A 13,327-nucleotide genomic window follows, 5' to 3' on the forward strand; every position below is an offset into this window, starting at 1 on the left:
AGCGCGGGCCGTGCGGGGCGTTGCCAGCGCATCGCGCTGCGCTACCTCCCCGCCGATGCAAGCTCCATTCGCTTGCGCTGCAGGAAGCGCCGCACGGCCGGGTCACGCTCCAGACCGATCGCCAGATCGTACGCACTGAGGGCTTGTGCCGTCGCGCCGGCACGCGCGAGCAGATTGGCGCGCGCGGCCCAGTAGGGCTGGTAGTCGGTGAGCCGCGGATCGTCCGCATACGGCGCCAGCGCGTCGAGCGCCGCCTGCGGGCCGTCACGTTCCGCCACCGCGAGCGCGCGGTTCACGGCGACTACCGGCGACGCTGCAATCGAAAGCAGCCCATCGTAGAGCTGCACGATCTCGTCCCAGTTCGGCCGCCCCGTCCGGCAGCGATCCACATGCGCCGATTGCAGCGCGGCCTCGAGCTGAAAGCGCCCGATGGCGTTGAACGCGTTCGCGCGCCGCAGCAGTGCGTTCGCCGTGCCGATCATCGGTGCGTTCCATGTTGCGGGGTCTTGTGCCGATAGCGGCACGTAGTCGCCAGCCGCATCGCGCCGCGCATCGCGCCGCGCCTGGGCAAACAGCATCAGCGCGAGCAGGCCCAGCGTCTCCGGTTCTTCGGGAAGCAGTTCGACGAGCAGTTGCGCGAGATACAGCGCCTCGTCGGCGAGCTCGCGCCGCTCGGTATCGCCGCCGATGGGGTCCGTCCACCCTTCCGCATACGCCGCATAGACCGCTTCGAGCACCGCGTCGAGCCGGCCGGGCAGCTCCTCGCGCTCGGGCACGCTGAACGGAATGCCCGCTTCGCGGATCTTGGTCTTCGCCCGCACGAGGCGCTTGCTCATCGCGGCGGGCGACATCAGGAACGCCGACGCAATCGTCTTCGCTTCCAGCCCCAACACCACTTGCAGCATCAGCGGCGTGCGAATCGGGGCCTCGAGCGCGGGGTGCGTGCACGCGAACAGCAGCGCCAGCCGCCGGTCGGGCAACGCGTCTGTCGCGCACTCGTCGATTTCGTCGGCGAGAATCAGCAGCTGGTTCGCCACATCGTCGCCGACCTGGCGATGACGCGCGCCGTCGATTGCCCGGCGGCGCGCAACCGTCATCAGCCACGCTTCTGGACTGGCCGGACAGCCGTGCTCCGGCCAGTCCGCGAGCGCCGCCGCGAAAGCATCGGCGAGCGCGTCCTCGGCTGCCGCGACGTCGCGCGTGCGCATCGCCAGCAGCGCGACGAGCTTGCCGTAGCTGCGGCGAGCGACCGCCTCGGCGATCGACCGCGCGACGCCGTCATTGCCTCGGGCGTCGCCGGACGGACTCATGCAGACGGCGCTTCGTACGGAGCGGTCCAGACCGGGCGCACCTCCATCACGCCGTGCGCCGCGCCGGGACAGCGCGACGCCCACGCCATCGCCGCGTCGAGGTTAGGCACGTCGATCAGGTAGTAGCCGGCGAGTTGCTCCTTCGTATCGGAAAACGGGCCATCGAGCACCTGCGGCTTGCCGTCGACGAGCCGCACCGTGGTGGCCGTGTTCGAGTGCTGCAGCCGGTTGGCCCCCACCAGAGCCCCCGATTTCTTCAACGATTCGGTGTACGCGTGATAGGCGGCAACGCCTTGCTGCCGCTCGCTGTCGGTCATCTTGTTCCAGCTGCTTTCTTCCGAGTAGATCATCAACAGGTATTCCATTTGAGCCTCCGTCACAGGGTTAAGGCGGATGAATTGCATCGGCCGCCATATCAATGACGCGCGGGCTGCGTGCGGACGGACAGGCGGCGTCAAAAAAATTCGCGGACGGCCACCTGGGACCCACGCTGTGTTGGAAAGAGACGTTTGAATCGCAGCCCGTTCGACCGTGTTTCGCAAAGCATTGTCGGACGGGTTGGCTGGGTTGTCGACCCGGGATTGGCGGACAGTGCAGAGAGCGCCGGCCGGGGATCGGACGCCAGGACATCCGAAACCAACGCAAAAAAAAATGGCGCCGCTGGCATTCAGCCCGCGGCGCCATTTCGTGGTGCTACGACGCAAACAACACGCCGTAGCCCGACAGCACACTTACATCGTCACGCCGTCGGCGACTTCCTTGAAGTCCTCGATCTGGTCGAAGTTCATGTATTGATAGATCTTGTCGCCGTTGGCGTTGAGCACGCCCATATCGGCCATGTACTCTTCCTTGGTCGGGATCTTGCCGAGACGCGAGCAGATCGCCGCCAGTTCCGCCGAGCCAAGGTACACGTTCGTGTTCTTGCCGAGGCGGTTCGGGAAGTTGCGGGTCGACGTCGACATGACCGTCGCGCCTTCGCGCACCTGGGCCTGGTTGCCCATGCATAGCGAGCAGCCCGGCATTTCGGTACGCGCACCAGCCGTGCCGAACACGCCGTAGTGGCCTTCCTCGGTCAGCTGCTTCTGATCCATCTTGGTCGGCGGAGCCACCCACAGCTTGACCGGGATGTCGCGCTTACCTTCGAGCAGCTTCGACGCGGCGCGGAAGTGACCGATGTTGGTCATGCACGAGCCGATGAACACTTCGTCGATCTTGGCACCGGCCACGTCCGACAGCATCTTCACGTCATCCGGATCGTTCGGGCAGGCCACGATCGGCTCGTGGATGTCGGCGAGGTCGATCTCGATGACGGCCGCGTACTCGGCGTCGGCATCCGGCGACAGCAGTTGCGGGTCGGCCAGCCACTGCTCCATCGCCTTGATGCGGCGCTGCAGGCTGCGCGGGTCCTGGTAGCCCTGGGCGATCATCCACTTGAGCAGCGTGACGTTGCTGTTCAGGTATTCGATGATCGGTTCCTTGTTCAGGTGCACCGTGCAACCGGCGGCCGAACGCTCGGCCGATGCATCCGACAATTCGAACGCTTGCTCGACCTTCAGATCGGGCAGGCCTTCGATTTCGAGAATGCGGCCGGAGAAGATGTTCTTCTTGCCTTGCTTGGCAACCGTCAGCGTGCCCTGCTTGATCGCGTACAGCGGAATCGCGTTGACCAGGTCACGCAGGGTCACGCCCGGCTGCATCTTGCCCTTGAAGCGGACCAGCACCGATTCCGGCATGTCCAGCGGCATCGTGCCGGTGGCGGCCGCGAACGCGACCAGACCCGAACCTGCCGGGAAGCTGATGCCAATCGGGAAGCGCGTGTGCGAGTCGCCGCCGGTGCCGACGGTGTCGGGCAGCAGCATGCGGTTCAGCCACGAGTGGATCACGCCGTCGCCCGGGCGCAGCGCGATGCCGCCACGGTTGCTGATGAAGTTCGGCAGCGTCTGGTGGGTCTTCACGTCGACCGGCTTCGGATAAGCGGCGGTGTGGCAGAACGACTGCATCACGAGATCGGCCGAGAAGCCGAGGCACGCCAGGTCCTTCAGTTCGTCGCGGGTCATCGGGCCGGTGGTGTCCTGCGAGCCGACCGAGGTCATCTTCGGTTCGCAGTACGTGCCCGGGCGAACGCCCTGGCCTTCCGGCAGACCGCAAGCACGGCCGACCATCTTCTGCGCCAGCGAGAAGCCCTTGCCGCTGTTGGCCGGCTGCTGCGGCAGGCGGAACAGCGTCGACGGAGCGAGACCCAGCGCTTCACGCGCCTTGGCGGTCAGGCCGCGGCCGACGATCAGCGGAATGCGGCCGCCGGCGCGCACTTCGTCGAACAGCACGTCGGACTTGACCTGGAACTCGGCGATCACTTCGCCGTTCTTTAGCGCCTTGCCTTCGTACGGGCGCAGTTCGACCACGTCGCCCATTTCCATCTTCGACACGTCGAGTTCGATCGGCAGCGCGCCGGCGTCTTCCATCGTGTTGTAGAAGATCGGAGCGATTTTGCCGCCGAGGCACACGCCGCCGAAGCGCTTGTTCGGGATGAAGGGGATGTCTTCGCCCGTGAACCACAGCACCGAGTTGGTGGCCGACTTGCGCGAGGAGCCGGTGCCGACCACGTCGCCCACGTACGCGACCAGGTGGCCCTTTTCCTTCAGCGACTCGATGAACTTGACCGGGCCGCGCTTGCCGTCTTCTTCCGGCGTGATGCCGGGACGCGCGTTCTTCAGCATCGCCAGCGCGTGCAGCGGGATGTCCGGACGGGTGGTCGCGTCCGGAGCCGGCGACAGGTCGTCGGTATTGGTTTCGCCCGTCACCTTGAACACGGTGATGGTCAGGCTTTGCGGCACTTCCGGACGGCTCGTGAACCATTCGGCGTCGGCCCAGCTTTGCATCACGGCCTTCGCATTGGCGTTGCCCTTGTCGGCCAGTTCCTTGACGTCGTGGAACTGGTCGAACATCAGCAGGGTTTTCTTCAGCGCGTCGGCGGCCACGGTGCCCACTTCGGCGTCGGACAGCAGTTCGATCAGCGGCTGGATGTTGTAGCCGCCCAGCATCGTGCCGAGCAGTTCGGTGGCGCGCTCGCGCGAGATCAGTGCGCAGGCGGTCTCGCCTTTGGCCACCGCGGCGAGGAAACCTGCCTTCACGCGGGCGGCTTCGTCCACGCCGGCGGGCACGCGGTTGGTGATCAGGTCGAGCAGCGTCTGCTCTTCGCCAGCGGGCGGGTTCGTCAGGAGCTCGACCAGCTCGGCGGTCTGCTGAGCCGTCAGCGGCAGGGGAGGAATGCCGAGCGCGGCGCGTGCGGCCACGTGAGCACGAAAGTTTTCAAGCATGGGGGACCTGCTGGTATTTGCGTTTCAGGGAAAGGCTTTTTAGGCACTCCAAGCTGTGCCGGGCACTGCTTCGATCGCGATTTTAATTGCAATACCCCTCCACGGTCAAATGTCTTATGTCTTATATAAGAGTTGAGCAGCGGACACCGGCGATGCTCGATGCGCTTCGGGTCCTGTGCGCACGCTTCCCCGCCATCGCAAAAGCACCGACTGTGTAAGCCGTTTCAATCATTCGCCGACGCTCGAATGCTTTGCTTACTGCCCGCTTAACGCCTACAACTGAGGATGTCCGGCGATGTTCTTCCCGGCCGGATTCAACCGGCGGCGGAGGTGCAAATGAGCTATCAACTGATGGGCAGCATCCTCGAAGTGTGCGAATGCAAGGTGCTGTGTCCTTGCTGGATCGGAGAAGATCCCGACAACGGCTCGTGCCGCAGTGCGATGGCTTACCACTACGAGCGAGGCACGATCGACGGCGTCGATGTATCGGGCCTGACGATCGCGTTCGCGGCGTTCATTCCCGGCAATGTGCTCAAAGGCGGCTGGCGCGTCGCGATGTTCGTCGACGAGCGCGCGAGCGACGCGCAATTCGACGCTCTGGTAAGCGTGCACCGTGGCGAGCGCGGCGGCCCCCTCGCGGATCTCGTGCAGTTGATCGGCGAAGTCGTGTCGGTGGAACGCGTGCCGATCGAATACACGGTCGTCGACGGCAAGGGCAGGATGAAAGTCGGCGAAGCAATCGATGCCGAGTTGGAACCTTATCGCGGCCCGACCGGCGAGCCGACCAAGCTGGTCGAAAGCATCTTTTCGACGATACCGGGCTCCCCTGCTTTCGTCGGCAAGGCGAACTCTTTCCGCCTGCGGCACGAAAAGCTCGATCTCGATCTCGCGTTGAGCGGACATAACGCCATTCAGGGATCGTTCAACTTCGCGTCGTGAAGATGCTCGCACGCTCGCGGCTGTTCGCGCCGCTCTTCGTCGCATTGACGAGCAGCGCGTGGATCGCGTTATGGGCGTGGGACGCGGGGCCTTATGCGCGTTATCTGCGTCACGCGAGCTGGGACGAACTGCCGCTCGTCGGCCCGATATGCCGCGCGGTGCCCGGTGCTAGCGTCACGATCGCGGCGCTGCTGCACAGCGCCGCATGGCTGCTGATGATCGCGGCGATGATGCTGCCGAGCGCCTTCCCGCTGTTCGACACCTTCCGGCGGATGACCGTCGCGCGCGACAACCGGCGCACGCTGATGGCGCTTCTGATCGTCGGTTATGCGACGACGTGGGCGCTGTTCGGCGTGGTCGCGCACGGCTTTGACGCGGCGCTCCATCTGGTCGCCGCGCAGGTTCCGAGCTTGCTTGCGAACGGCTGGCTGATCGGCGCGGCGATCGTCGCGCTCGCGGGCCTCTATCAGTTCAGCAGCCTCAAACATCGATGTCTCGACAAATGCCGCTCGCCGCTGATGTTCATCACCGGGCATTGGCGGGGCAAAAGCGCGCGCCGCGAGAGCTTCGTGCTCGGCATCAGTCACGGCGCGTTCTGCGTCGGCTGCTGTTGGGCGCTGATGCTGCTGATGTTCGCGGTCGGCACCGGCAGTGTCGGCTGGATGCTGGCGCTGGGCGCGATCATGTCGGCCGAGAAGAATTTCCGCTGGGGCAGGTCGATCGGCAAGCCGCTCGGCGTCGCGTTGCTTGCATGGTCCGCGTGGATCGTCGTACAGCACTCCTCCCTCATTGCCTGAGCCGTGCCCGGCGGCCTGCACGCACCTGCCCCGTTATCGCTCTGCGCTTCCAAAGAATGCCGTGAGTTCGTCGGCAACCGCGCGCGGTTGTTCTTCCGGAATGAAGTGCCCGCAGTGACTAATGGTGCGGCCTTGGACGTCGGTGAAAAAGGCTCGCAGAGGGGTCGCCATATCGGCGATGGAGCCTTGATCGGAACCGAGCGCCAGCAGTGGCAAATCGAGCCTGCCTCGCTGCTTCAATTCCGCGTTCTGCCGGGCGGACACGTGCGCGGCGCGGTAATACGCAAGACCCGCGCGCAAGCCGCCGTCTTTCTTCAGAATCCGCAGATATTCATCGATATCGGCGTCAGTGAACGTGTCGGGATTGGCCGTCTTTCGCCGCAAAAACCAGTCGAGGTATTCGCGCTCCTTGCCGGCAAGCAGCACTTCCGGCAGATCCGGTAGGACGTGAAACGCAAAATGCCAGGTACGCCATGCACGCTCGGGCGCGATCGGCAACGCATCGGGCAACGTCACGCCGGGGATCCCCGCATCCAGCAGCGCAAGGCGACGGACCTCATCGGCGAACATCACCGCGTAAGGAAAAGCCACCCACGCTCCAATGTCGTGTCCGGCGAGAAAGTACCGGCTCACTCCGAGTTGCTCGAGCAAACCGTGGACATGGCTCGCAAGGGTCTGCGTGTCGTAGCCGTCCATAGGACGATCCGAATCACCTTGTCCGGGAAGGTCCGCTGCGACGATTCGATAGGTCTTTGCGAGCAGCGCGATCACGTTGCGCCACGCGAACCAGCTCTGCGGAAAGCCCGCGAGCAACACGATCACGTCACCCTGTGGGTTTCCACCGGTGACGTAGTGCAGTCTCAGTCCGTCTACGGTTGCGAACTTGTGCTCGAATCCTTCCAACCCCGGAACGGGCCTTGATGCTGGCAGCGTGCTTACGATTTCGGAACTCCCAGATGGCATGGGCGAGTGAAGTGCTTTCACGAACGAGACTCCTTTGGGTTGAGTGATTACATCGTTGAACGGCTGTTTCTCATCGGCGGTTTACGTTAGGAAATAGTCATTTCCTAATTTGGCGAGCAGCACTGGTAACTGATGCGATGCTATATCTTGCTGTGCTTAGTCCAGCAGACGCATGGCCTGCTCCGCCGCCGCCATTATGTGCGCCCGGGGCCGCCCGACTTTGCCGACGACCCTCAAACCTTGCGTCAAACTCAGCAGGGCGCGGCCGGTAGCGTCCGCATCCACGGCAGACGCGATCGAACCGTCTGTCTGGCCCAGCCGGATCAGACGGCACAACAGACGCTCCGTTCGCTGCAAAGAAGCGGCGACATGACCCGCGACCTCATCATCGAAAGCGAGCAGATCGATTGCGCTTCCGACTACGAGACAGCCCCGCTTGCCCTCGTCGCCAACTGCGGACTCGGCATAAAACCGCAGAACGGCCCGCACCTTGTCGCGGCCGGTTTGCTCCGCGTCGAGCAGGCTTTGCAACTGGCTATTTCGTAGATGGATGTAGCGCTCGAGTGCGGCAAGGAACACTGCTCGCTTATCGGTGAACGCCTTGTAGATACTGCCGGCCGTGAGGCCCATCGCGGCACCGAGATCGCCGAGAGACGTCCCCTGATAGCCGCGTTCGCGAAAAATCTGGATTGCGCCGTCCAGCGCGACGTCCATGTCGAATTCGCGTGGACGGCCGGGAGCACGTGGCTGTCTCGCAGGATGGTGGCGTGTAGTCATGCCGCGATTATAGGAAATGATCATTTCCTAATCAAGATGTCCCGTCGCGTAGGGTTCCGAAAACCGCGGTCCGGTTTCGAGGCAGTCGTGCAAAACTTGTCCACCGCCTTATCCACTTTTTCTGTGCACAACTTCTATCGGCGCGGTCACTCGGGGCGATCGGGCGCGACGCGCTCCAGCGAATCCGGTGTAGTCTGACGGTATGGTGCTCATTTCGGAGGCGGCATGGAACGGGAGCTAAAGCTGCGCGTTGCGAACGAAGATCTCGGCAAATTGCGCAACGCATCGATACTCGCGCAATCGGAAGCCACAGCGGGAACGCCTCACCTGCTGACCAGCACCTATTTCGATACACCGGAGTTTTCATTTCACTGGTGCGGGGCTTCGCTGCGCGTGCGCAGCGTCGGCAACGAGAAAATCCAGACGCTGAAGCTCGAAGGCTCGGCCAAGGCGGGGCTGTTCGACAGGGACGAGTTCGAGATGCCCGTGACGAGCGACGTGCCCGATCTGAAGCTGCTGTGCGACCAGATCCCCGACGACAGCGACTGCGGGAAGCTGATTCGCGACGAGACCGTTCCCGCCCAACTGAAGCCCGTATTCGTCACGCGGATCAACCGCTCGGCATTTGCGCTGCGCCAGCCGTCCGGATACGAACTCGAGCTTGCTCTGGACGAAGGAACCATCGAGGCGGAGCCGGGCTCGGTGCAGATCGCCGCCGTGGAACTGGAATTGAAACAGGGCGATCCGGACATGCTGTACCGCGTCGCGCTGGAAATGCTCGAAACCGTGCCGCTGCGTATTGATCATCGCAGCAAGGCCGATATCGGGTATGCACTGCTGGTAGCCGAGCACAGCGAGGCGGTGAAAGCGCAACCGGTGCGACTGGACAAGCGCGATTCGATCGAGGATGCATTCTGCGTGATTGTGCGCAACTGTCTGGACCAGGTCCACGCGAATGAGCTGGGCGTCGTGTCGGGCCACGATCCATCGAGCGTCCATCAGATGCGCGTGGGGCTTCGCCGCTTGCGTTCGGCCCTCGACCTGTTTGCGAAGGTCATCCCCGCCGCTCCCGGCTTCGACGAGGAGTTGCGCTGGATTGCCTCGGAACTCGGCGCCGCGCGCGACTGGGAAGTGCTCGCGGGATCGACGCTCGAACATGCCGGCGCCGACGGCGGTACGGAAGAGATCCGCCCCGTCAGAGAGGCTTGCGAGCAGATTGCCGTCGACAACCGGCAGCGCGCGGCGGCCGCGGTCGAATCGGTTCGCTATACGCGGCTCGCGCTCCAGCTGGCGCTCTGGGTGAGCCGCAAGGGTTGGCGAGATGAGATGTCCGACGAACAGCGCGACGTGATCAGCAGCCCGGTGAAGCCCTTCGCCGCCGATGTTCTGCGCCGCCGGCACAAGAAACTAATCAAACGTGGCAAGGGTTTGGCCGATCTCGACGATCACAGCCGTCACCGCGCCCGCATCGCGGCGAAGAAAGTTCGATACGCCACCGAGTTCTTCGCGTCGCTATGCCCGCGGCGGGTCGTCCGCCACTATGTCGAGGCGCTCACCGCGCTTCAGGACGATCTCGGCTGGCGCAACGATGCCGTCGTCGCCGATCAGCTGCTGAAGTCGCTGCTGACGACGGCGCCCGAGGCGGCCTCGGGCGCGGCCTTCGCACGTGGCTTCCTCGCGTCGCGGGTCGCTGCCGATCATCGGACATTGAAGAAGCTGTGGAAGCGCTTCAAGCTGCTTTCGTCACCGCACTGATGGTCCGAACAAACGCGACCATGCCTCGCGCACGCGGCGCGCGCGATCCTCGAACAGGTACGACGCAGCGAGCGCAAACAGGCCTGACATGACCCCCGTCGCGATGTGTTCGAGCGCATGAAAGCGGTAGTGGCTCAGATGAGAATAGGCATCGCCGATGGCGGTCAGGCAACCGACGAGCAGTGCGTTGCTATAGCGATTCCCGTACCACTTCGCCGCCGGCGTGAAGGTGAGCAGCAGCGCGAGCACACCGGTGAGCAGTCCGGTCTTGAATGCGATCGCCCAGTGCGTGAGGCTCATCACGTTGCTCCAGCTCCCCGGCATACAGGTCATGCACGCGCTGGTTGGCTGCCAGAAACGCTGGACAAGCAGTTTGAAGCGGCGTTTCCATGCGCTTCCCATGATGTGCTCCACGATGTCCGGCGTGAGATTCCACGCGGAAATGGTACATCGCGAGCGCGCCGTAGCGTGGAACTTCGCTATGACGACCGATCTCGATTACGCGCTCGCGTGGCGCCCGTAATCACCGCGATGCCGAGCAGTATCACGGCCACGATGGCAATGATGTGCTGCGCGACATGCAGCGCCATCAATCCCCACGCGACGCCACCAATGAAAATGATCCATCCGACCAGATAGATGAGCAGGGTCATCGTTGTTCTCCTTGATCCACGGGCCTATCTCCAAGCACATTGCGCGCCTGCTGTCATCTGCCGATGTGTCTGGCATAGTCTGTGCGTCCCACATCACCGTTTGCGCGGCCCTGCAGGCAGCGCCCTCTTCTATTACCGATCGATATGGACGCTCCCCGCACCCCACCCCGCCCAAACGCGCCGCCGTCCGGCGGTCGCACCGGCTTCGTATGCGTGCGAGGCGCGCGCGAGCACAATCTGAAAAACGTCGACGTGCAGATTCCGCGCGATGCGCTGGTCGTGTTCACGGGCGTGTCGGGCTCGGGCAAATCATCGCTGGCGTTCGGCACGCTGTACGCGGAGGCGCAGCGGCGCTACTTCGAATCGGTCGCGCCGTATGCGAGGCGCCTGATCGAACAGGTCGGCGTGCCCGAAGTCGATGCGATCGAAGGGCTGCCGCCCGCGGTTGCGCTGCAACAGCAACGAGGCGCACCGAGCGCGCGTTCATCGGTGGGCAGCGTGACGACGCTGTCGAGCCTCGTGCGCATGCTGTATTCGCGAACCGGTGACTATCCCCCGAAACAGCCGATGCTGTTCGCCGAGGACTTTTCTCCGAACACGGTGCAAGGCGCCTGCCCGACCTGCCATGGATTGGGCCGCGTGTACGAGGTCACCGAGAAATCGATGGTGCCCGACGACTCGCTCACGATCCGCGAGCGCGCGATCGCAGCGTGGCCGCCGGCGTGGCACGGGCAGAATCTGCGCGACATCCTCGTGACCCTCGGCTACGACGTCGACACGCCGTGGCGCGATCTGCCGAAGAAGGATCGCGACTGGATTCTCTTCACCGACGAACAGCCGACCGTGCCCGTCTATGCCGGCCTCACGCCGAAGGAGACCCGCGCCGCGCTTAGGCGCAAGGACGAGCCGAGCTATCAGGGCACGTTCACGGGCGCGCGCCGGTACGTGCTGCACACCTTTGCGACCACCCAAAGCGCGCTGATGAAAAAGCGCGTGTCGCAGTACATGGTCGGCAGCGAGTGCCCGGCTTGCGATGGCAAACGGCTCAAGAAAGAAGCGCTGTCGGTGAAATTCGCCGGATTGGATATCGGCGAGTTTTCACAGTTGCCGCTCGCCGAACTCGCCGCGATTCTCGCGCCGATTGCACGCGGCGAATGGCCGGAGCCGCAGACGTCGACCACCGGCCAGGGCAGCGTACTCAGCAAAAGCGCGATGCGTGACGCCGTCGACAAGCGGGTCGCCGCCGGCGGCTCCGCGCACAAGGCGTCGCCCGATGTCCGGCGCACGCCGAACCTGTCCGGGGAGAAACGCCTCGCCGCGCAGCGGATCGCCGCCGAACTGCTGGAACGCCTGACCACGCTGGTCGAGCTGGGCCTCGGCTATCTCGCGCTCGAACGTGGCACGCCGACGCTGTCGTCGGGTGAATTGCAGCGCTTGCGACTGGCCACGCAATTGTCGTCGCAACTCTTCGGTGTCGTGTACGTGCTCGACGAGCCATCGGCCGGCTTGCATCCCGCCGATGGCGAAGCGCTTTTCAGCGCGCTGCAGGAACTGAAGGCGGCAGGCAATTCGCTGTTCGTCGTCGAGCACGATTTGCAGATGATGCGGCGCGCCGACTGGCTGGTCGATGTCGGTCCGGCGGCCGGCGAAGCGGGCGGTCACGTGGTTTATAGCGGGCCGCCGCAGGGACTCGCGACGGTCGAGGCGTCACAGACGCGCCGCCATCTGTTCGCCCCGCCCGCGCAAGTCGATCGCGTACCGCGCGACGCCGCCGGCTGGCTGCGGCTCGCCAATATCACGCGCAACAATCTGCACGGCTTGAACGCCGCGTTCCCGCTCGGCTGCCTGACGACGGTCACCGGCGTCTCGGGCTCCGGCAAATCGAGCCTCGTGAGCCAGGCGCTCCCGGAACTGGTCGCGCGGCGGCTGGGAAAGATCATCGAAAGCCCGGACGATGACGAACCGGACCCGCTGCTCGCCACCGCGACGACGCCCACGAGCGGCCATATCGCCGACGGCATGGACGCGCTGCGCCGGCTCGTACGTGTCGATCAGAAGCCGATCGGACGCACGCCGCGTTCCAACCTCGCGACCTACACAGGTCTTTTCGACCACGTGCGCAAGCTGTTCGCGGACACGCCCAGCGCGCGCAAGCGTCGCTACAGCGCCGGGCGCTTTTCGTTCAACGTCGCGCAAGGCCGCTGCCCGACCTGCGAAGGCGAAGGCTTCGTCAGCGTCGAATTGCTATTTCTCCCGAGCGTGTATGCGCCTTGTTCGACCTGTCACGGCACCCGCTACAACGCATCGACGCTGGAGATCACGTGGCGCGATAAAAACATCGCCGAGGTGCTGGGCCTGACCGTCGATGCCGCGTGCAGCTTCTTTGCCGATGAGCCGGGCGTGATGCGCGCGCTGAATGCGCTGCGCGACATCGGCCTCGGCTATCTGCGGCTCGGCCAGCCCGCCACCGAGCTATCGGGCGGCGAGGCGCAGCGCATCAAGCTCGCCACCGAACTGCAACGCGCACAGCGCGGGGACACGTTGTACATCCTCGACGAACCGACGACCGGCCTCCATGCCGCCGATGTGGACCGGCTGATGGTGCAACTGCAACGGCTCGTCGAGGTGGGCAATACCGTGGTGGTGGTCGAGCACGACATGCGGGTGGCCGCGCAGAGCGACTGGGTCATCGACGTCGGCCCGGGCGCCGGCGACGCCGGCGGGACGATCGTGGCGAGCGGCACGCCGGCCGAAGTCGCGTGCAGGAAGGAAAGCCGCACGGCCGTGTATCTGCGGCAACACCTCGTGGCTTGAGC

The 13,327-nt window shown here is 64.5% G+C and carries 11 protein-coding genes; 4 read left to right on the forward strand and 7 right to left on the reverse strand.

Going from position 1 to position 13,327, the window contains the following annotated elements; translation table 11 throughout:
• Nucleotides 1–41 precede the first annotated feature (41 nt).
• The 3 genes from VSR82_RS23960 to acnB form a co-directional block, all read right to left on the reverse strand.
• Nucleotides 42–1,310 carry an RNA polymerase sigma factor gene (locus tag VSR82_RS23960; RefSeq protein WP_368581266.1) on the reverse strand — a complete coding sequence of 423 codons (1,269 nt, stop codon included), beginning with the start codon at nt 1,308–1,310 and terminating at the stop codon, nt 42–44.
• A complete protein-coding gene (locus VSR82_RS23965) occupies nt 1,307–1,675 on the reverse strand; it encodes a YciI family protein (protein ID WP_368581265.1) in 369 nt (122 codons plus the stop codon). Before VSR82_RS23965 ends, VSR82_RS23960 begins: the two co-directional genes overlap by 4 nt.
• Nucleotides 1,676–2,041: 366 nt before the next feature.
• Complete coding sequence (gene acnB, locus VSR82_RS23970) at nt 2,042–4,627, reverse strand: bifunctional aconitate hydratase 2/2-methylisocitrate dehydratase (protein WP_429463122.1); 2,586 nt, start codon at nt 4,625–4,627, stop codon at nt 2,042–2,044.
• Nucleotides 4,628–4,963: 336 nt separating this feature from the next.
• Here acnB and VSR82_RS23975 point away from each other — a divergent pair, with 336 nt between their 5' ends.
• Together VSR82_RS23975 and VSR82_RS23980 are read left to right on the forward strand one after the other, a co-directional pair.
• Nucleotides 4,964–5,566 carry a DUF1326 domain-containing protein gene (locus VSR82_RS23975; RefSeq protein WP_018436175.1) on the forward strand — a complete coding sequence of 201 codons (603 nt, stop codon included), beginning with the start codon at nt 4,964–4,966 and terminating at the stop codon, nt 5,564–5,566.
• Nucleotides 5,567–5,568: 2 nt separating this feature from the next.
• The gene (locus VSR82_RS23980; protein WP_429463672.1) at nt 5,569–6,363 is read left to right on the forward strand and encodes a DUF2182 domain-containing protein; all 795 of its coding nucleotides are present in this window, start codon (nt 5,569–5,571) and stop codon (nt 6,361–6,363) included.
• Between the two features lie 33 nt (nt 6,364–6,396).
• On the opposite strand, the gene VSR82_RS23985 is transcribed toward VSR82_RS23980, so the two are convergent.
• Nucleotides 6,397–7,326, reverse strand: coding sequence for an alpha/beta fold hydrolase (locus tag VSR82_RS23985; protein ID WP_429463670.1), 930 nt, complete (start codon nt 7,324–7,326; stop codon nt 6,397–6,399).
• A 156-nt stretch (nt 7,327–7,482) separates the two neighbouring features.
• Nucleotides 7,483–8,040: a TetR/AcrR family transcriptional regulator gene (locus VSR82_RS23990; RefSeq protein WP_429463121.1), complete on the reverse strand. Its 558-nt coding sequence runs from the start codon at nt 8,038–8,040 to the stop codon at nt 7,483–7,485.
• 288 nt (nt 8,041–8,328) lie between these two features.
• Here VSR82_RS23990 and VSR82_RS23995 point away from each other — a divergent pair, with 288 nt between their 5' ends.
• On the forward strand, nt 8,329–9,858 hold the full coding sequence (locus VSR82_RS23995; protein ID WP_429463120.1) for a CYTH and CHAD domain-containing protein: 1,530 nt from the start codon (nt 8,329–8,331) through the stop codon (nt 9,856–9,858).
• Here VSR82_RS23995 and VSR82_RS24000 read toward each other — a convergent pair.
• Nucleotides 9,847–10,260, reverse strand: coding sequence for a hypothetical protein (locus tag VSR82_RS24000; RefSeq protein ID WP_429463119.1), 414 nt, complete (start codon nt 10,258–10,260; stop codon nt 9,847–9,849). The two genes, VSR82_RS23995 and VSR82_RS24000, sit on opposite strands and share 12 nt — an antisense overlap.
• Nucleotides 10,261–10,337: 77 nt before the next feature.
• Nucleotides 10,338–10,511 carry a hypothetical protein gene (locus VSR82_RS24005; protein WP_013093753.1) on the reverse strand — a complete coding sequence of 58 codons (174 nt, stop codon included), beginning with the start codon at nt 10,509–10,511 and terminating at the stop codon, nt 10,338–10,340.
• Nucleotides 10,512–10,655: 144 nt separating this feature from the next.
• Between VSR82_RS24005 and VSR82_RS24010 the strand changes: the two genes are divergently transcribed.
• Nucleotides 10,656–13,325, forward strand: a complete 2,670-nt coding sequence (locus VSR82_RS24010) for an ATP-binding cassette domain-containing protein (protein WP_429463118.1) — start codon at nt 10,656–10,658, stop codon at nt 13,323–13,325.
• The last annotated feature ends 2 nt before the right edge of the window (nt 13,326–13,327 follow it).

Origin of the sequence: Burkholderia sp. JPY481, from assembly GCF_038900515.1 — a bacterium.
Lineage (GTDB): Bacteria > Pseudomonadota > Gammaproteobacteria > Burkholderiales > Burkholderiaceae > Paraburkholderia > Paraburkholderia youngii.